Source organism: Stenotrophomonas muris, from assembly GCF_052751275.1.
Genome location: NZ_CP199879.1, coordinates 1,991,966 through 2,009,160 on the forward strand (window position 1 = coordinate 1,991,966; position 17,195 = coordinate 2,009,160).

The 17,195-nt window shown below is 66.6% G+C and carries 17 protein-coding genes; 3 read left to right on the top strand and 14 right to left on the bottom strand.

The window, feature by feature from the left end; genetic code table 11:
* Nucleotides 1–39 precede the first annotated feature (39 nt).
* The 3 genes from ACUVWL_RS09155 to ACUVWL_RS09165 all read right to left on the bottom strand — a co-directional run bounded on the left by ACUVWL_RS09155 (nucleotide 40) and on the right by ACUVWL_RS09165 (nucleotide 2,349).
* Entirely contained in the window at nucleotides 40–1,263 is a 1,224-nt protein-coding gene (locus ACUVWL_RS09155) for an efflux RND transporter periplasmic adaptor subunit (RefSeq protein ID WP_014646787.1), read from the bottom strand.
* 91 nt (nucleotides 1,264–1,354) lie between these two features.
* Nucleotides 1,355–2,125, bottom strand: coding sequence for an SDR family NAD(P)-dependent oxidoreductase (locus ACUVWL_RS09160; protein ID WP_014646786.1), 771 nt, complete (start codon nucleotides 2,123–2,125; stop codon nucleotides 1,355–1,357).
* Complete coding sequence (locus ACUVWL_RS09165) at nucleotides 2,122–2,349, bottom strand: hypothetical protein (RefSeq protein WP_041863314.1); 228 nt, start codon at nucleotides 2,347–2,349, stop codon at nucleotides 2,122–2,124. The genes ACUVWL_RS09160 and ACUVWL_RS09165 overlap by 4 nt, the downstream gene beginning before the upstream one ends.
* A gap of 147 nt (nucleotides 2,350–2,496) precedes the next feature.
* Between ACUVWL_RS09165 and ACUVWL_RS09170 the strand changes: the two genes are divergently transcribed.
* A complete protein-coding gene (locus tag ACUVWL_RS09170) occupies nucleotides 2,497–3,528 on the top strand; it encodes a LysR family transcriptional regulator (protein ID WP_032959145.1) in 1,032 nt (343 codons plus the stop codon).
* A 397-nt stretch (nucleotides 3,529–3,925) separates the two neighbouring features.
* Here the strand turns inward: ACUVWL_RS09170 and ACUVWL_RS09175 are convergent, their stop codons facing one another.
* The 6 genes from ACUVWL_RS09175 to ACUVWL_RS09200 all read right to left on the bottom strand — a co-directional run bounded on the left by ACUVWL_RS09175 (nucleotide 3,926) and on the right by ACUVWL_RS09200 (nucleotide 11,884).
* Complete coding sequence (locus ACUVWL_RS09175; RefSeq protein ID WP_445979112.1) at nucleotides 3,926–4,621, bottom strand: OmpA family protein; 696 nt, start codon at nucleotides 4,619–4,621, stop codon at nucleotides 3,926–3,928.
* Between the two features lie 140 nt (nucleotides 4,622–4,761).
* Nucleotides 4,762–6,177, bottom strand: coding sequence for a cryptochrome/photolyase family protein (locus tag ACUVWL_RS09180; RefSeq protein WP_032959146.1), 1,416 nt, complete (start codon nucleotides 6,175–6,177; stop codon nucleotides 4,762–4,764).
* An 89-nt stretch (nucleotides 6,178–6,266) separates the two neighbouring features.
* Nucleotides 6,267–6,881 carry an inorganic diphosphatase gene (locus tag ACUVWL_RS09185; RefSeq protein WP_014646782.1) on the bottom strand — a complete coding sequence of 205 codons (615 nt, stop codon included), beginning with the start codon at nucleotides 6,879–6,881 and terminating at the stop codon, nucleotides 6,267–6,269.
* Between the two features lie 10 nt (nucleotides 6,882–6,891).
* On the bottom strand, nucleotides 6,892–8,259 hold the full coding sequence (locus ACUVWL_RS09190) for a purple acid phosphatase family protein (protein WP_014646781.1): 1,368 nt from the start codon (nucleotides 8,257–8,259) through the stop codon (nucleotides 6,892–6,894).
* Nucleotides 8,256–9,371, bottom strand: coding sequence for a phytase (locus tag ACUVWL_RS09195; RefSeq protein ID WP_032959149.1), 1,116 nt, complete (start codon nucleotides 9,369–9,371; stop codon nucleotides 8,256–8,258). Before ACUVWL_RS09195 ends, ACUVWL_RS09190 begins: the two co-directional genes overlap by 4 nt.
* Entirely contained in the window at nucleotides 9,371–11,884 is a 2,514-nt protein-coding gene (locus tag ACUVWL_RS09200) for a TonB-dependent receptor (RefSeq protein ID WP_425604835.1), read from the bottom strand. The genes ACUVWL_RS09195 and ACUVWL_RS09200 overlap by 1 nt, the downstream gene beginning before the upstream one ends.
* Before the next feature lie 217 nt (nucleotides 11,885–12,101).
* On the opposite strand from ACUVWL_RS09200, the gene upp reads away from it, so the two are divergent.
* Nucleotides 12,102–12,734: a uracil phosphoribosyltransferase gene (gene upp, locus ACUVWL_RS09205; RefSeq protein WP_005409099.1), complete on the top strand. Its 633-nt coding sequence runs from the start codon at nucleotides 12,102–12,104 to the stop codon at nucleotides 12,732–12,734.
* Nucleotides 12,735–12,848: 114 nt separating this feature from the next.
* Here the strand turns inward: upp and ACUVWL_RS09210 are convergent, their stop codons facing one another.
* Entirely contained in the window at nucleotides 12,849–13,328 is a 480-nt protein-coding gene (locus ACUVWL_RS09210; RefSeq protein ID WP_346601850.1) for an SRPBCC family protein, read from the bottom strand.
* Nucleotides 13,309–13,734 (bottom strand): ArsR/SmtB family transcription factor, encoded by a 426-nt coding sequence (locus tag ACUVWL_RS09215; RefSeq protein ID WP_229653747.1) that lies wholly within the window; start codon nucleotides 13,732–13,734, stop codon nucleotides 13,309–13,311. Before ACUVWL_RS09215 ends, ACUVWL_RS09210 begins: the two co-directional genes overlap by 20 nt.
* Nucleotides 13,735–13,791: 57 nt before the next feature.
* Between ACUVWL_RS09215 and ACUVWL_RS09220 the strand changes: the two genes are divergently transcribed.
* Nucleotides 13,792–14,085: a PsiF family protein gene (locus tag ACUVWL_RS09220; protein WP_046430010.1), complete on the top strand. Its 294-nt coding sequence runs from the start codon at nucleotides 13,792–13,794 to the stop codon at nucleotides 14,083–14,085.
* Between the two features lie 85 nt (nucleotides 14,086–14,170).
* On the opposite strand, the gene ACUVWL_RS09225 is transcribed toward ACUVWL_RS09220, so the two are convergent.
* The 3 genes from ACUVWL_RS09225 to ACUVWL_RS09235 form a co-directional block, all read right to left on the bottom strand.
* Nucleotides 14,171–15,058 (bottom strand): MBL fold metallo-hydrolase, encoded by an 888-nt coding sequence (locus tag ACUVWL_RS09225; RefSeq protein WP_019338337.1) that lies wholly within the window; start codon nucleotides 15,056–15,058, stop codon nucleotides 14,171–14,173.
* 120 nt (nucleotides 15,059–15,178) lie between these two features.
* Entirely contained in the window at nucleotides 15,179–16,909 is a 1,731-nt protein-coding gene (gene ggt, locus ACUVWL_RS09230; protein WP_014646774.1) for a gamma-glutamyltransferase, read from the bottom strand.
* On the bottom strand, nucleotides 16,906–17,187 hold the full coding sequence (locus tag ACUVWL_RS09235) for a YfhL family 4Fe-4S dicluster ferredoxin (RefSeq protein ID WP_004153175.1): 282 nt from the start codon (nucleotides 17,185–17,187) through the stop codon (nucleotides 16,906–16,908). Before ACUVWL_RS09235 ends, ggt begins: the two co-directional genes overlap by 4 nt.
* Nucleotides 17,188–17,195 lie beyond the last annotated feature (8 nt).

The window sequence follows — 17,195 nt, forward strand, 5'->3', positions numbered from 1 at the left end:
CCGGCAGCTAAGCGGGGACGCGGATCAGGAGCCGGCGGATCAGTGGTTCAGGGCGGCGGTGGCATCGCGGCCTGGTGCCGGCGCAGCCTGCGGCTGCATCGCCACGGCCTTGGCCTGCACCGGCATGCCCGGCATGAAGACCTTCTGCACGCCGTCGATGATCACCTTGTCGCCGGCGGCAAGGCCGTGCTCGACAATGCGCAGGCCGTCGGCGGTGCGGCCGAGCTGGATGTCGCGGCGCTGGGCCTTGCCATCCTTGTCGACCACGTAGACGTACTTGCGGTCCTGGTCGGTCAGCACGGCCTTGTCATCGATCAGCATGGCCTGGAACTGGCCGCTGCCAAGCAGCTGCACGCGGGCGAACAGGCCCGGCGTGAACTGGCGGTCGGCGTTGTCCAGCAGCGCACGGACGCGGATGGTGCCGGTGCTGCGGGCCACCTGGTTGTCGAGGAAGTCGACCTTGCCCGCATGCGGGTAGCCCTCTTCGCCGGACAGGCCGACCTTCACCGGCAGCGCGCTGTCACGCTCGCTGGGGCGCTCGCCCTTGCGTGCCATCTGTGCATAGCGCAGGAAGGTGCTTTCGTCGGCATCGAAGTAGACGAACACGGTATCCAGCGAGACCAGCGTGGTCAGCACGCTGGCGCTGTCGCCGGCGGTGACCAGGTTGCCGGCGGTGACCATCGCGCGGCCGGCACGGCCATCGATCGGTGCACGCACCTTGGTGAACTCCAGGTTGAGGCGGGCTGCATCCAGCGCCGCCTGCGCGGCCTGCACGGCGGCGCCGGACTGGTCGGCCGCGGCACGACGCTGCTCGGCGGTCTCGGTGGAGATCGCCTGCTGCTCGGACAGCCGCTTGGCACGCTCGGACTCGCTGCGGGCCAGCGTGGCCTGGGTGCGGGCGCGGGCCAGCTCGGCGGCCGCGCGATCGTACTCGGCCTGGTAGCTGCGCGCGTCGATGGTGAAGAGCACTTCGCCCTTCTTCACTTCCTGGCCTTCGACGTAGTTGACCTTGTCGATGTAGCCGGACACGCGCGGGCGCAGTTCAACGCTCTGCACCGCTTCGACGCGGCCGCTGAACTCGTCCCACTGGCTGACCTGCTTGACCAGCACCGGCGCGGCGCTGACCTGCGGCGGCGGCGGAGCACCGGCCTCTTCGGCATGGCCGCCGCTGCAGGCCGCAAGCACGGCCGCGGCGAGGATCGACACGCCGACCATCGCGATGCGATGGCCGAAACGATGTGGGGTGGTATTGGGGGAAGTCATGGCATGCATCCGTACGGAGGGGTGGTACAGCTATATGAGAACGTGTTGCAAAAATCGGCGGCGCATACTGCGACCTCAACCATGGTCGAGGTCAAGCGATGCCCGCGGTATCGCGCCACAGTGGAGGGACATCCAGGTGCAGCAGGCCGCGCGGCAGTTCGGCATCGCTGCTGTCGCAGCGGACGATGGCGCGGTTGTCGCGGCAGCCGTCCAGCAGGGAGACCACACGACGACCGACCAGCAACGAGCTTGGCCACTCGATGCACGCATTGGCCGCGTTGGCCGGGGTGCACACCGGACTGCAGACTTCCAGCATCTGCGCGCGCACACCCAGTGCCTGCGCTTCCTGGTGCACCACCTGCGCGTACATGCGCAGCGCGGCGGTGGTGATCGAGGTCTCGCCGTAGCCCGCCCAGGGCTTGGCGTTGGCGGGGCTGCCGATCATCACGTAGCGGCGTGCATGCACGTTGTCCTGCAGCAGTGGCAGCAGGTGACGCACCGCGTGCACGTGCGGCATCAGGTCGGCCTGCATCGCCCCCAACAGCTCATCGCCATTGCGGTCGGTCACCCGGCCGCGACGGTAGGGGCCACCCATTGCGGCGATGACCGCCGCCAGCGGACGCGGGCGCTGCGCGATGCGTTCGGCCAAGGCACGTGCCGAGCCGTCATCGCTGAGCGAGCCCAGCAGCGTCTCCAGGCCGGGCTCGTCGGCGAACTGCTCATGCAGCGCCGCCAGCCGACCCGGATCGCGGCCAACCACCAGCACCGGGCTGCCGGCTTCCAGCAATGCGCCGACCACGCCCTGGCCGACGGCACCGGTGCCGCCGAGGACCAGGACTTCGGGCGTCAGTATCCCATTCACGGGACATTTCCTCCCAAATCCGGGATAGTCCCGATCCGGCGCAGCCGGTCACCCTTGTGCGGGGCCAGGCGGATGGCACCGCCACGCTGCTGACGCATGGGCGCGGTAAACTCACGAAAGTCCTTGTGTACCAAGGAACTCGGACGGGCTTCGACGGTCATCGCCAGGTCCAGGGTGTTCTGGCCGACATGCCGGAAGCGGGCAAGAATGTTGCGCAGGCTCATGGCGAGGGGGCTCCATTTCACGAATGGCGCCACGATAGACCTCAAACCTTTACTTGATTAGTCCTGATTAAGGGGAATAATCATCCCGCTCCCGGTCCAATCGTTCTGTCACGATTGTCCCATCCCCGACGTCCAGGATCCCCGACCATGTCCCACGATCTCAACGAGACGCTGATCTTCGTCAAGGTGGTCGAGCAAGGCAGTTTCATTGCCGCTGCCAAATCGCTCGGCCTGCCCAAGACCACGGTCAGCCGCAAAGTGCAGGAGCTGGAAACGCGCCTGGGCGCGCGGCTGCTGCACCGGACCACCCGCCGCCTCGGCCTGACCGAAGCCGGCTCGATCTACCACGAGCATTGCCAGCGCATCGCGCGCGAGCTGGAAGAAGCCGAAAGCGCGGTGAGCCAGTTGCAGTCCGGCCCGCGCGGCTGGCTGCGCTTCACCGTGCCCTATTCGATCGGCATCACCTGGATCGCCCCGCTGCTGGGCCAGTTCCATGCGCAGTATCCGGAAATCCGCCTGGACATGCACATGGGCAACGAGAAGCTGGACCTGATTGCCGGCGAAGCGGATCTGGCGCTGCGTGTGGGCGCCCTGCCCGATTCCAACCTGGTCGCGCGCAAGCTGGGCAGCCTGCGCACGCAGGTGTTCGCCAGCCCGGCCTACATCGAGCGCTATGGTGAGCCGCTGCATCCGGAAGAACTGCAGTTCCATCGCATCCTGGCGATGCGCAAGCCGTATCACACTGGCAATTCACCGCGCTTCACCTGGCAGCTGGGCGAGAACGGCGGCGAGCTGCGTGACTTCCCGGTCACCCCGCTGATGACCGCCAACGACATGTCTGCGCTGAACGGTGCACTGGTCTGTGGCGAAGGCCTGCTGCTGACCGGTGATGTGATGGCCAAGCCGTTCGTCGAGTCCGGCATGGTACGGCGTGTGCTGGCCGGCTGGACCGGCCCGGAAGTGGACTTCAACGCCGTGTTCGCCGGTGGCCGCCTGGTCTCGCCGAAGGTGCGGGCGTTCGTCGATTTCCTGGTGGAAAAGCTCAACTTCGACGCCAACTACATGCTGGCGCAGTGCCCGGGTGCGAAGCTGGCACAGCAGCAGAAGGCCCAGGAAGACGCGGCGTTGGAGAGCAGCGGCAAGCGAATCCTGGAGAAGGTCGCCGCCTCGGCGGTGTAACCGGCTTCTGTAGAGTCGAGCCATGCTCGACTGCGGTTGGAACAGCGCCGACCAAGGTCGGCATCTACCAGGAGATGAGTTGCGGCATTTCCTTCCGACTGCGCCGGGCGTCCGGTAGATGCCGACCTTGGTCGGCGCCGTTCGGAGAAGCCGCGAACGGGAACGCTGTCGGCGTGCCGAGCAAGCTCGGCACCCACAAAATGCCGCCTGCAAGGGCGGCATTTTCGTTCCGGCTGCGTGGCTCTCGGTAGATGCCGACCTTGGTCGGCGCCGTTCGGAGAAGCCGCAACCGGAAGCGCTATCGGCGTGCCGAGCAAGCTCGGCACCTACAGAAAATGCCGCCTGCAAGGGCGGCATTTTCGTTCCGGCCAGGCCGGAACAGCAACAACGCTACGCGTTATTGCTTGAGCGGAATCACGCGGATTTCAACGCGACGGTTTTTGGCACGGCCGACATCGGTGCTGTTGTCGGCAATCGGATACGACTTGCCAGCCCCCAGCGTTTCGATGCGCACGCTCTGCACGCCTTGGCCGATCAGGTACTGCGCCACCGAATCGGCGCGTTCCTTCGACAGGCGGTTGTTGACCGCGTCGCTGCCGATGCTGTCGGTGTGGCCCACCACTTCGATCATGGTCTGGTTGTACTCGCGCAGCGTACCGGCCACACCGTTGAGCGAGCCGTAGAACTGCGGCTTCAGGGTGGCCTTGCCGAAGTCGAAGGTGATGCCGTCCGGCAGGTTCAGCATGATGTTGTCGCCCTGGCGCTGCACATCGATGCCGGTGTTGGCGGTGCGCTCGCGCAGCGCGCGTTCCTGGCGATCCTGGTACTGGCCGACGGCGGCGCCGCTGAGCGCACCGATACCGGCACCGATCAGTGCGTGCTGACGACGCTCGGTGGCGCTGTCGCCGGTCAGCAGGCCGGCAGCCACACCGATGGCGGTACCGATCAGCGCGTTGCGGCCGGTACGGTTCTGCTGTTCGGTCGGGTTGCCGTACTGGTCGCTCTGCACATAGGAGCCGCCGGTGGCGCAGGCCGACAGGACGGCCGCACTCATCAGGGCCAGTGCGACGTTGCGGGTGGTGTTGCGGATCATGTGGTTCTCCTTGTTTTCCGGTCGGGTCGGCGGCTTACGGGCGCAGAGAGAATAAACAGCCCGATGCGATGTCGGGATGATGATCGGTCGCGGCAACAGGGCCGCGTTCAGCTAACTGACTGGAACGCTCAGCCCGCGCTTTACCCAGCCCCCGTCTGCCGGTAGGCGGCCAGCGCAGCATCGCGGCCGGCGGCCAGATCCACCAGCGGCGTACGCGGATAGCCCGGGGCATGCGCCGCCAGCAGCAGCGGATGCTGCCACGGCGCGAAGCGCGCCTTCACCGGCAGCGCCGCCAGTTCGGGCACCCAGCGGCTGATGTAGCGCGCCTGCGGGTCGAACTTCTCGGCCTGGGTGACCGGGTTGAACACCCGGAAGTACGGGGCCGCGTCGGCGCCGGTGCCTGCCACCCACTGCCAGCCCATCGTGTTGTTGGCCAGGTCGGCATCGACCAGGGTGTCCCAGAACCAGCGCGCGCCCTGCAGCCAGTGCGCACGCAGGTGCTTGCACAGGTAGCTGGCAACAATCATCCGTACCCGGTTGTGCATGTAACCGGTGTGCCACAGCTCGCGCAGGCCCGCATCGACGATCGGCACGCCGGTGTTGCCGCGCTGCCAGTCATGCAGTTGCGCTGCAGTGGGCGTGGCCCAAGGGAAGCGGTCGAAACGCGGATTGAGGTTGTCGGTCGGCGTCTTCGGGAAGTGATGCAACAGGTGGTAGGCGAAATCGCGCCAGCCCAGTTGCCGCAGATAGCCGTCGATGTCGGCGTCAGTGCCGGCACTGCGCAATCTCTCCAGCGCATGCGCGATGCGCCACGGTGCGATCTCGCCGAAATGCAGATGCGGCGACAGCCGCGAGGTGCCGACCCGGTCCGGCAGGTCACGCTGCTCGCGGTAACCGCGCAACGCGCCGTCCTCGAACACGGACAACGCCTCCAGCGCGCCGGCCTCGCCCGGCTGCCAGTGCTCCCAGAAGCCGGAATCCCAGTCCAGCGTGGGCGCCAGCCGCAGCTCGTCCAATGCGAGGCCGTCGACCGAGTGCGCGGTCAGTGCCTTCGGCGCGGCACTCAGCGTCGGCAGGCGCCAATGACTGAGTACGTTGCGCCAGTACGGAGTGAACACCTTGTACGGCTGACCCTGCTGTGTCGCGATGTCCCAGGGCTCGAACAACAGGCTGCCATTGCAGCTCTGTGCGTCGATGCCCTGCTCGCGCAGCGTGCGTTTGATGGTGGCGTCGCGCGCCTGCGTAGCCGGCTCGTACTTGCGGTTCCAGTACACCGCCTCGGCGCCGGTCTGCCCGATCAGCAACTGCAGGGCCGGCAGGCTGTCACCACTACGCAGCACCAGCGACGAACCGCGCGTGCGCAGGTCGGCGTCCAAGGCACCCAGTGAACGGTGGCGCCACGCATCGGAGGCCGCGCCAGGCACCCACTCGCCTTCCTCGTGCGGCGCGTGGAGATAGACCGGCACCACGTCGTGACCCGCATCCAGCGCGGCCTGCAGGGCCGGATTGTCCTGCAGCCGCAGATCACGGCGGAACCATACCAACGCTACCGACACATGCACCGCCTTCGATGTGGAAGGCGGACATGATAGCCAGGGGCGGTGAAGGTGATGCGCGCGTCCGGCCACCCACCCACGGCGGGGTTCTAGCGCTTGAACCGCTGCATGGCCTCGCGGATCACTGACCGTGCCTCGGCGGCGTTGCCCCAGCCATTTAGCTGCACCGGGTTGCGCCCGGCCGGCAGGTCCTTGTAGACGCGGAAGAACGCTTCGATCCGCTGCCGTTCGGCCTCCGGCAGGTCCGCCAGGTCCCGGATACTGGCGTAGGTCGGGTCGACCTTGTCGGTCGGCACCCCGATGATCTTCTCGTCGTGCTCGCCGCCATCGATCATCTTCAGGTAACCGATCGGCCGGAAACGCACGATCACGCCCGGATGCAGCGGTTCGCGGGTCAACACCAGTGCATCCAGCGGATCGTTGTCGCCGGCCAGGGTGCGCGGCATCGAGCCGTAGTTGGCCGGATAGGCGACCGGCATCGACTGGAAGCGGTCCACGTGCACCAGGCCGTCTTCCTTGATCTCGTACTTGGTGAAGCTGCCGGCCGGGATCTCCACCGCCAGGTTCACCTCCTGCGGGGCCTGCGCCGGCTGGGCGACCAGGAAGGGATGCAGCACGGTATCGGCGGCGGTTACCGCACTGGCCAGCAACAGCAGGGACGCGCCGATGGCAGCCAATGGAATGATGCGGCGGGGTGTGGTCATCGGCGTCTCCTCATTCCCAGCAGCGGTCGGCGCGACCCTTGGCGGTCTGCGCGCGCGGGCAGTCGCGCGGAGCAATGCGGCCTTCGGTCAGCTCCGTGCGCTGCTTTCCACCCTTGGCATCACGACGCAATTCGAAGGCATCGTAAAGACGGCCGGTCACGGTGCGTGCTTCATAGCGCAGGTGCTGCGGGTCGATGTTCAGCACCTGGAACAGCTGGGTGTCCTCGGCCACCGGGTCCATCGTCCTGCGCGCTTCGTCGGAAAGGCGGTACTGCTTCGGTCCGGCCACGGTCACCACATACTGCGGCGTCGCGGCCTGCCCTTCGCCACGGCGGCCATAGGTGTGGTCATGGCCCTGCAGCACCAGATCTACGTTGTGGCGGCGTACCACCGGCAGCAGCACGTCACGCAACGCGGCGTTCTCGCGCCCTTCGCGCGGCGAGTAGAACGGCTGGTGCAGCAGCACGATGGTCCACGCCTGCCGATTGCCGGTCAGCACCTTGTCCAGCCACTGTGCCTGCGCCTTGGCGGTGCCGAGGTCGAGTGCCGATGTGCCATCGACCACGGCCACGCGCACGCCCTGCGCATCGAACCAGTAGCTGGTCTGCTGCGCGGCGGTGGCACCATTGCCCGGCAGCGCGAACGTCACCGGCCAGTGGCGGCCCAGCACGCGGCGCTCCTGCGGGGTGTCCTCGAATTCCTCGAAGTACTCGTGGTTGCCGATGGCCGGCGCCACCAGCGTTTCCTGCGCCAGCCAACTGGTCGCAGCGAACCACTCACCCCACTCGCTGTCATCCATGTTGTCGCCTCCGCTGACCAGGTCACCGGCAAACAGACTCATGCGCGCCTGCGGCGCAGCCTTCTGCGCGGCACGCACCACGCGGCTGACATGGCTGACGTTCTTGTTCTGGGTATCGCCGAAGTACAGCAGGGTCAGCGGCTGATCGGCGCTGGCCAGCGTGCGCAGCTGGTTCCAGGCGCTCCAGCTGCCATTGCCCTGCACACGGTAGACGTACTGGGTATCCGGCTGCAGGCCATCGATATCTGCCCGATGGTGGTGCGACAGACCGTTCTCGGTCTGCAGCGCGCGGGTCGTCGCACGCACCTGGCGGATGCCTTCAATGGCCGGCGAATCTGCGGCCAGCGCGATTTCCAGCAGCGGCGCCTGCACGCTGTCGTCGGTACGCCAGGCCACGGCGAACCCATGGCTGGAATCAACCGCCGGCGAGGCGACGATGCGGTCCGGCACCGTCGTCGCCGCGTAGTGGCGGCTACCTGCCGGCACCTGGGTATTCGGTTCGGCCGCCGCGAACGACAGCGACGGCAGCGCCAGCAGCAGGCCCAGCGCCAGCGCGCGCATTACGCACTGCCCGCTCATGCGCCACACTCCAGCGGCAACGCCAGCTGCTTGGCGATGCTCTCCCAATCGAAGGCCACCACGCCCTGGTCGTCATGTACTGCATACAGCGCACCGTGTGGGAAGCGCGCGCTGGGCTGCTGCATCATCCAGATGCCATCGGTGTTGGCCACGGTATTGCCCTGGAACGCGCCGACCGGCTTCAGCGTGTGCCGGTCGAACAGGTGGAACACGCTGCGCTGCTTGCCCTGTTCGGTGGTGATCCACCAGCCGTCCTTGCCGCAGGTGCGCAGGGTCACGCCTTCGGCCTGGGCCTTGAACACGTCGCGGCCAAAGGTGGTGCCAGTGAAGCGGCCCGCCAGGGTGTAGACCTTGAACTCGCTGGCGTAGCGCTCGTCCTCTTCGGCAATCAGCAGCCGGTCGTTCTCGGGGTCGCCCCAGATCGACTCGACCACGCGCAGTGCACCGGCCTCGGTGGTATCGCCGATGCTGGCCACCAGCTTCGCCTCGACCTTCGCGCCGTCGCGGGTCACATGGTACTGGCGCACTCGCTTGTCCAGCTCGGCCAGCGGCGGCAGGATGTCACGCCCCTGCGCATCCTCGCCGTTGTCCCAGGAATCGGTGACGTAGACGCTGTAGCCATCGGCACGGCGGTCGACCCACAGACCGTACGGCTTGCGCAGGTCGTCCGCAGCGAAGGTCGCCAGCGGCGCGAAGTCCGGCAGGCTCAGCACCTGCACGCGGTGATTGTCGCGCTCGACGATCCACAGCAGGTCGTCGGTCACCGCGATGCCGTTTGGGCGGTCGAACTGCCCCGGTGCGGTGCCGCTGCTGCCGACGTCACGCAGGTGCTGGCCGGTGCTGCCGTCGTAGACCACCAGCTTGTCGGTGGCCTTGGCGGTGGCGATCAGCCACAGCGCGCCGTCCGGCGCGCGCCAGGCCGCCGGCGAGTCGATGTTGTCGGCCGGGGTCATCGGTGACAGGAATGCTTCGGCGATGGTGCTCACCACGCGCTCGCCATTGGCGGCCGGCGCGGCCGCTCCCGCAACCGGATCGTTGCCGGTGGCCGGCGTGCAGCCGGCGACCAGCGTAGCCGCCAGCGCGGCGGCCAGGACAGTGACGCCACGCCCCATCACAGCGCCACCTTCAGGCCCAGCGCATAGGTGCGGCCGTACTCTTCCATCTGCAGGGTGCGCGAGCGGGTGCCCTGGTACAGCTCCAGCGGCTTGTCCAGCAGGTTCTGCGCTTCGAAGTACATGCTCACGCGCGGGGTGAACTTGTAGTCCAGCGAGAAATCGAGCTGGGTGTTGGGTGCCACGTAGATGTCGAATGCACGCCCCTTGCCGATGCTGTCCAGATACTCGCTGCGGTACACGGCCGCCAGACGCGTGCTTACACCGTACTTTTCATAGCCGATGTGTGCGCTGTAGACATGCTTGGAAGCGCGCGGCAGGGTGAAGTCCTCGCCCTCACGTCCCTTGATGCCGGCATCGAACGTGGTGTCCAGCCAGGTGCCACTGGCACCGATCAGCAGGCCATCCAGGCCCTCCGGCAGGAAGGCCAGCTGCTGCTGCCAGTTGAATTCCGCGCCACGCACGGTGGCCTTGCGACCATTGATCGGCTGGGTCACGTCGAATCCGCCGTAGGCCGGATCATTGGTCCGCACGGTCTCCACGATGTAGCCATCGATCGACTTGTGGAACAGGCCCAGCGAAACGATGCCGCTGCTGCCGATGTACTTCTCCACCGACAGGTCGATGTTCTTCGACTCGTACGGATCCAGTTCCGGGTTGCCCAGGCGCACTTCCTCGTCACCGCGGCTGTAACCCACGCGCGGCGAGACGTCGCCGAAGGACGGGCGCGATACGGTCTTGTTGGCCGAGGCGCGCAGCACCCAGTCATCGGCCGCGTCATAGCGCAGATGCAGGCCCGGCAGCACGTTGGTGTAGCTGCTGTTGGCCACGCGCGGGGTGACGGTGAAGCTGCGGCCGTTGGCGGCCACGTCCACCTGGTTGCCGACTGCCTTGAAGCGGGTGTTCTCCACGCGCACGCCGCCGATGATGCGCAGCGCGCCCACATCCCAGGTACCCATGGCATAGCTGGCGAAGATGTCCTCGCTGGCCACGTAATCCTCTTCCAGCGACGTCATCGCATTGCCGCCGACATCCTGCGGGCGGGCGCTGTACTGGCCACCATTGGCGGCCCAGAACGCGCGCATCGCAGCCGAGTCCATGCCATCCCCCATGTTGCCGTGGCGATGCTCCGGCGAAGAGGTGGTCCAGCTCGACAGCACCACCTTCGGGCCGACGCGCAGTTCGCGCTCATCGACATTCACGTCGCGGTCGCGCCAGCGGCCGAGCAGGCCGAACTTGATGCTGCTGCTGTCGCCGTCGAAGCGCACGTTGACCTGCGCGCTGTGTTCCTTGTCGTTCACCTGCTTGGGCGAAAGCACGACGCGGTCGAACGCGTAGTTGCCGTTGTCCAGCCACTGCGGATTGTCGAAGCTGTAGCTGGGCAGGCGGCTGCTCTGGTCCAGGGTGCCATTGAAGGCCTTGCCGTTGAGCTTGAAGCGCGCCTCCATCTCGTCGTTCACGCGCTCTTCGGTACGGGTGTAGCCGATCCGGTAATCGACCACGGCGTTGGTCAGCTTGTTCTCGCCACCAAGACTGGCCGCAAAGGTGTTCTCCTTCTTGGTGCGGTAGCGCATGCGCTTGTCGATCGAGTCCTTCGGCATGCCATCGAGCCGGTACTGGTCGGTGCCGGTCTTGACCATCTTCGCGTCGTCGAAGTTGAAGATCACGCGCTGGCGGGTCTCCGCATCGTCGAACTGGCTGTACAGCGTGCGCAGGTAGTACGTGCTGTCTTCGTTGGGGCGCCAGTCGAGGTTGAGGTTGGCACCGATGCGCTTGCGCTCGATCTCGTACTTGCGGTGCTGCAGGTTGATCGCGGTCACGTCACCGGGGGCGGCATCGTCCTCGCCGTCGTACTCCACTTCGGTGTTGTCCGACTCGAACCGGCGCTTCTGGTAATTCACGCCCAGCGCCACGCCGAACGTGTCGTTGAACACTTCGCTGTAGTTGAAGGCGGCCTTGGGGCTGGTCTCGCCGGACAGCTGCTGGTGGCTGCCCTCGATCTTGCCGCGCAGGCTGCGGCCGTCGCGGTCGAAGGCCGACGCCGATTCCACCAGCACGGCGCCGCCGATGGCATCACCGGGCATGTCCGGGGTCGGCGACTTGACCACGCGCAGGCGCTCGGTGGAGTCCGATGGGATCACGTCCAGCGGCGCGGCGCGGCTGGAATCTTCCGGCGTACCGATGGCGATGCCATCCACGCTGACGCTGTTGAGATTGGCATCCAGGCCGCGAATGACCACGAAGCGGCCTTCGCCCTGGTCGCGGGTCACGCTGACGCCCGGCAGGCGCTGCAGTGATTCGGCCACGTTCTTGTCCGGATACTGGCCCAGGGCATCGGAGGACACCGCGTCCTCGATGGCGTCGCTGCTGCGCTTGAGGTCGACCGCGCGGATCTGCGATTCGAGCTGGGCGCGCACTTCGATACGGTCCAGGTCGACCGCGTCGGCCGCCACGGCGCCGGTAGCGGCTACCGCCTGTTGCCCGGCAGCCTGCAGCGGTGCCGCGGCCCCCATCGCCAGGGTCAGGGTGATGGCAACGGCCAACGGAGTCTTGATATGCACTGGGAATCCCCATTCCTGTTAAGAATGGGTCTGCACGGTATGTCCGCAAGGTTGCATGGCCGTGACATGCGCCTGCACATTTCATGTACATCAGATCCAGGCCCGGTTTGGGGTTCGACACGCCAATCCGGCAAAATGGCCTCCTCTCTCCTTTTCCCCCTTCCCGACCATGAAGATCGTCGAAGTGCGCCACCCGCTGGTGCAGCACAAGATCGGCCTGATGCGCAACGCTGCGCTCAGCACCAAGGATTTCCGCGAACTGGCCAACGAGCTGGGTACGCTGCTGGCCTACGAGGCCACCGCCGACCTGGACACCGAGCCGCACACCCTGCCCGGCTGGGCCGGCCCGGTGACGGTGCAGCGTATTGCCGGCGCCAAGATCACCGTGGTGCCGATCCTGCGTGCCGGCCTGGGCATGCTCAGCGGCGTGCTGTCGCTGATCCCGGCGGCCCGTGTCAGCGTGGTCGGCCTGCAGCGCGACGAGGAAACCCTGCAGCCGGTGCCCTACTTCGAGCGCCTGACCGGCCGCCTGGAAGAGCGCGACGCGCTGATCCTGGACCCGATGCTGGCCACCGGCGGCACCCTGATCGCCACCATCGACATGCTCAAGCGTGCCGGTGCCCGCCGCATCAAGGGCATCTTCCTGGTGGCCGCGCCGGAAGGCATCGAAGCGGTCAAGGCCGTGCACCCGGACGTGGAGATCTACACCGCAGCCATCGATGCCCAGCTCAACGACAAGGGCTACATCCTGCCGGGCCTGGGCGACGCCGGCGACCGCATCTTCGGTACCCGCGTCGGTTGATCCGGTGAACCGGGGTCAGAGCCCTTTCACAGCGAAAGGGATCCCACCCCAACATCGCGGGGGTCGGACCCCTTTCGCAGAAAGGGCCCTGACCCCACCACCCCGCATTCCGGCCTACAGCCCGGCGGCGAAGGCTTCCAGCTGGTCGATGGCGGTGTTCCAGCCGTCGAAGAAGCCCAGCTGCTCATGCTGGTCACGCAGCGCCTTGTCCGGGTGCATCACCCGCGCGGTGTAGCGGCAGCCCTGCCCCTCGTCCTCCATCGTGATCACGGCGGTAAAGCCCAGCCAGGGTGACTGCGGTCGCCAGCCCGCACCCAGCATCGAGGTGAACACCAGGCGCTGCTGCGGCACGATCTCCAGGAAACTGCCCGGATTGTCACTGCTGCCGCCATCGGGGCCCTGCATGAAGGTGTGGAAGGCCCCGCCGGGGCGCAGGTCGAATCCGCGTACCTCGGTGGTCCACGGCTTCGGGCACCACCACTGGCGCAGCAGTTCCGGGTCGGTCCACGCCCGCCACAAGGCGGCGCGCGGTGCGTTCAGCACACGGCTGATCACCAGATCGGTGTCGGGGTTGTTACCTGCGTCTACGGCCATGGGCCTGCTCCTGTCGGTGAAGGGTTTCGACGAAATCGACCATGCGGTCGGAACGCGCTTCCCAAGCCGCACGCTGTTCTGCGAGCCATTGTTCGGCCTGGCCCAGCCGCGCCGGCACCAGTTCGCAGGTGCGTGTGCGCCCCTGCTTGTGGCTGCGCACCACGCCGCTGCGCTCCAGCACGGCCAGGTGTTTCATCAGTGAGGGCAAGGCCATCTCGAAGGGTTCGGCCAGCATCGACACCGTGCGCGGCCCCTGCCCCAGCGCCGCTACGATCGCGCAACGGGTCGGGTCGGCCAGTGCCTGGAAGACATCTTCAATGGCAGGATAATACTTACCCATATAGCTAAGTAATACGCCGGTCTGAACGTTGCCGCAAGCAGGCGCGGCACTGGCGTGATTCTTCACGTGGCCTTGCCGGCCTGAAGCGAATGCTCCGCGCACCCGCCACCCTTGGAGCTCCCGATGAAAGCCTCTTTCCTGCTGGCCGCCGTCCTGCTGGTCGGCCTGCCCCTGGCTGCCAACGCCACAACCCCGCAGCAGCAGCGCATGGCCGAATGCTCGGCCAAGAACAAGGGCTTGAAGGGTGATGCCTACAAGACCGCGCAGAGCTCCTGCCTCAGCGGCCACGCTGCCGAGACCAAGGCGGTCAATCCGCAGCAGGAACGGATGCGCAAGTGCAACGCTGACGCGGGCGCGAAGAAGCTGGCCGGTGATGCGCGCAAGACCTTCATGAGCAGCTGCCTGAAGTCGTCATAATCGTCGCGTCCGGATCGAACGCCATCCACGCATGGCGTGGATCTACCACCGTCAGTGAAAGGCCGGGCATTGCCCGGCCTTTTCATTACCCCAGGGCGCGCGCCTTCAGCTCGCCCTGTTCGTGCAGGGTCACGAAACGTCCCTTGTCATCACGGCCCAGCTGCGCCAGCGCCACCTGCGGGTCGTGGGTGAAGAACAGCCGCACGTTGCGCGCCAGCTTGTCTTCAAGGAACTGCCGCTTCTCGTCGATCAGCAGCTCGGCGTTGCGGTCGTAGCCCATGGTGATCGGCACGTGTACCCATGAGCGCCCCGGGATCAGGTCGGCACAGAACACCACGCCACCATGCGCACTTTCGCCGGCATGCGCGTGACCGACGATCTCGGCCAGCATCAGTCCCGGCGTATGCCCGTCGCTGTAGCTGAAGCGCACGCTGCGGCCAAGTGCCTTCGAGTACTCCCCGTCCACCACTTCCAGCCGGCCACTGGCCTGCAGCAGGCCCGGCAGTTCCGGAATGAAGCTGGCACGGTCGCGCGGATGCGGCTGCACGGCGCGCTGCCAATGCTGCGCACCGACCACATAAGTCGCATTGGGGAACAGCAGTTCCGGCTCTCGCCCTTCGCTCCATGCCGCCAGCAGGCCACCGGCATGATCGAAGTGCAGGTGGCTGAGCACCACCACGTCGATATCCTCGTGCTCGAAGCCGGCTTCGCGCAACGAATCGATCAGTACGTGCTGGCTTTCCTGCACGCCGTAGCGCTCGCGCATGCGCGGATCGAAGAACGCCCCGATACCCGTTTCAAACAGCACGGTCTTGCCTTCCAGCGGACTGGCAAGCAGTGCGCGGCAGGCCAGCTCGATGCGATTGAGCTCGTCCGGCGCCGCCCATTTTTCCCACAACGCACGCGGTGCGTTGCCGAACATCGCGCCGCCATCGAGGCGCTGCGAGTTTCCACGAATAGACCAGAGTTTCATGCGTCGATTATCGGCGCCGGCCCGTTAAATAATCGCTAGAAAGGAAACAGAAAACCCCGCCGGCAAAGGCGGGGTTTCGGTAATCTGCCGGATTGCCGGCCAGCAGCCGGCGCTACCGGATCAGCGTGCCGGCACGACCTGGGCGCTGCCCACCGGGTTGCGGGGGTCGCTGCCGCCGAACAGCTTGTTCGCCTTGCGGTCCCATTCCACGGTCTGCAGGTTGCCCCACACGTGACTGGAACCGCGGCCGCCTGCGGCGACGTCACCCGGCAGGTCGATCTTGTGGCCCATCGCCTGCAACTGCTTCACCGTCGCCGCGTCGAACGCATCGTCCTCGGCTTCGATCAGGTCCGGCAGCCACTGGTGGTGGTAGCGCGGCAGCGCGGCAACCTGCTGTGCATCCAGGCCGTCGTCGTAGCCGAGGATGCCCAGCAGCACCATGGTGATGATGCGGCTGCCACCCGGGGTGCCCAGCACCACGACCTTGTCGGCGTTCTCCATGAAGGTCGGCGTCATCGAGCTGAGCATGCGCTTGCCGGCCTTCGGCGCATTGGCCTCATAGCCCATCACGCCGAACGCATTGGGCGTGCCCGGCTTCAGCGCGAAGTCGTCCATCTCGTTGTTCAGCAGCACGCCGGTGCCCTTGGGAATCAGCCCCGAGCCATACAGCAGGTTGACGGTCTGGGTGGCGCCGACGCGGTTGCCGTCGCGGTCGATGATCGAGAAGTGCGTGGTCTCGTCATCTTCCAGCGGCGTCGGGTTGCCCGACAGCAGGTCGCTGGGCGTGGCCTTCTCCGGATGGATGGTCGCCCGCAGGCCCTGTGCGTAGTCCTTGCTGGTCAGCACTTTCTGCGGGATCTGCACGAAGTCCGGATCGCCGAGGAAGAAGGTGCGGTCGCGGTAGGCGCGGCGCATCGACTCCACCACCAGGTGGGTGCGGTGGGCCGGGTCCATCTTCCTGATGTCCCAGCCTTCCAGGATCTGCAGCATGCTGGCCAGCGCGATGCCACCGGACGACGGCGGCGGCGCGGTGGTGATCTTCCAGCCGTTGTAGTTGAACACGATCGGCTCGCGCTGCTTGACGCGGTAACCGGCCAGTTCTTCAGCGGTCCACTTGCCGCCAGCCTGCTTCACGCCCGCCAGCAACAGCTTTCCGGTCTGGCCCTTGTAGAAGCCATCAAAGCCACCCGCGGCCAGGCGCTCCAGCGTCTGCGCCAGTTCCGGCTGCTTGAACAGGTCACCGCTGGCGATCGGCTTGCCATTGCGCAGGTAGACCTCGCGCGTGCCGGGATAGCGCTCCATCACTTCACGCCGCGACGCGTAGCCCTTGGCCATGCGGTCGTACACCGGGAAACCTTCGCGCGCGATGCGGATCGCCGGCTGCAGCGAGGCCGACAACGGCAGCTTGCCATGCTTGGCCGACAGCTCGACCAGCGCTGCGGGCAGGCCGGGAATACCCGCCGACCAGGCACCGTTGACCGAACGATCACGGTCCAGGTTGCCCTGCTTGTCGAGGAAGGCCTGCGGGGTCGCCGCAGCCGGGGCGGTCTCGCGCGCATCCAGCATCACATCCTTGCCGGTGGCCGCGTCGTGCAGCAGGAAGAAGCCGCCGCCGCCCAACCCGGAACTGATCGGCTCGACCACCGCCAGCGTGGACGACACCGCCACTGCAGCGTCGAAGGCGTTGCCGCCCTGCGCCAGGATGTCGATGCCGGCCTGGGTGGCCAGTGCGTGGCCGCTGGCAATGGCCGCGCCATCAGGGCGATCGGCACGGGCCGGGCTGTCAGCCCAGGCCATGGGGCTCAGCAGCAGGCCGAGCAGCAACAGGGGGCGGACGATCAGCGTCTTCATTCGGATGGGGGCTCCGCGTAGAGTTCGGGGTGATCGTGCTGCAGCTGGCGCAGCTTGGCCAGCAGCTGGTCTTCCGTTTCCACGATCTCCGGGTCCGGGTCGATGCACTCGACCGGGCAGACGACCACGCACTGTGGCTCGTCGAAATGACCCACGCATTCGGTGCAGCGCGCAGGGTCGATCACGTAGATGGTTTCACCCATCGCAATGGCCTGGTTGGGGCAGGCCGGCTCGCATACGTCGCAGTTGACGCAGAGCTCGTTGATTTTCAGCGACACGGCGATAC

Bases quoted from the DNA above. Each gene is read 5' to 3' on its own strand.
- ACUVWL_RS09225 (WP_019338337.1), bottom strand. From the start codon at position 15,058: ATGAAACTCTGGTCTATTCGTGGAAACTCGCAGCGCCTCGATGGCGGC.
- ACUVWL_RS09185 (WP_014646782.1), bottom strand. From the start codon at position 6,881: ATGACCACACCCCGCCGCATCATTCCATTGGCTGCCATCGGCGCGTCC.
- ggt (WP_014646774.1), bottom strand. From the start codon at position 16,909: ATGAAGACGCTGATCGTCCGCCCCCTGTTGCTGCTCGGCCTGCTGCTG.
- ACUVWL_RS09200 (WP_425604835.1), bottom strand. From the start codon at position 11,884: ATGGGGGCCGCGGCACCGCTGCAGGCTGCCGGGCAACAGGCGGTAGCC.
- ACUVWL_RS09220 (WP_046430010.1), top strand. From the start codon at position 13,792: ATGAAAGCCTCTTTCCTGCTGGCCGCCGTCCTGCTGGTCGGCCTGCCC.
- ACUVWL_RS09190 (WP_014646781.1), bottom strand. From the start codon at position 8,259: ATGAGCGGGCAGTGCGTAATGCGCGCGCTGGCGCTGGGCCTGCTGCTG.
- ACUVWL_RS09155 (WP_014646787.1), bottom strand. From the start codon at position 1,263: ATGACTTCCCCCAATACCACCCCACATCGTTTCGGCCATCGCATCGCG.
- ACUVWL_RS09210 (WP_346601850.1), bottom strand. From the start codon at position 13,328: ATGGCCGTAGACGCAGGTAACAACCCCGACACCGATCTGGTGATCAGC.
- ACUVWL_RS09165 (WP_041863314.1), bottom strand. From the start codon at position 2,349: ATGAGCCTGCGCAACATTCTTGCCCGCTTCCGGCATGTCGGCCAGAAC.
- upp (WP_005409099.1), top strand. From the start codon at position 12,102: ATGAAGATCGTCGAAGTGCGCCACCCGCTGGTGCAGCACAAGATCGGC.
- ACUVWL_RS09170 (WP_032959145.1), top strand. From the start codon at position 2,497: ATGTCCCACGATCTCAACGAGACGCTGATCTTCGTCAAGGTGGTCGAG.
- ACUVWL_RS09195 (WP_032959149.1), bottom strand. From the start codon at position 9,371: ATGGGGCGTGGCGTCACTGTCCTGGCCGCCGCGCTGGCGGCTACGCTG.
- ACUVWL_RS09175 (WP_445979112.1), bottom strand. From the start codon at position 4,621: ATGATCCGCAACACCACCCGCAACGTCGCACTGGCCCTGATGAGTGCG.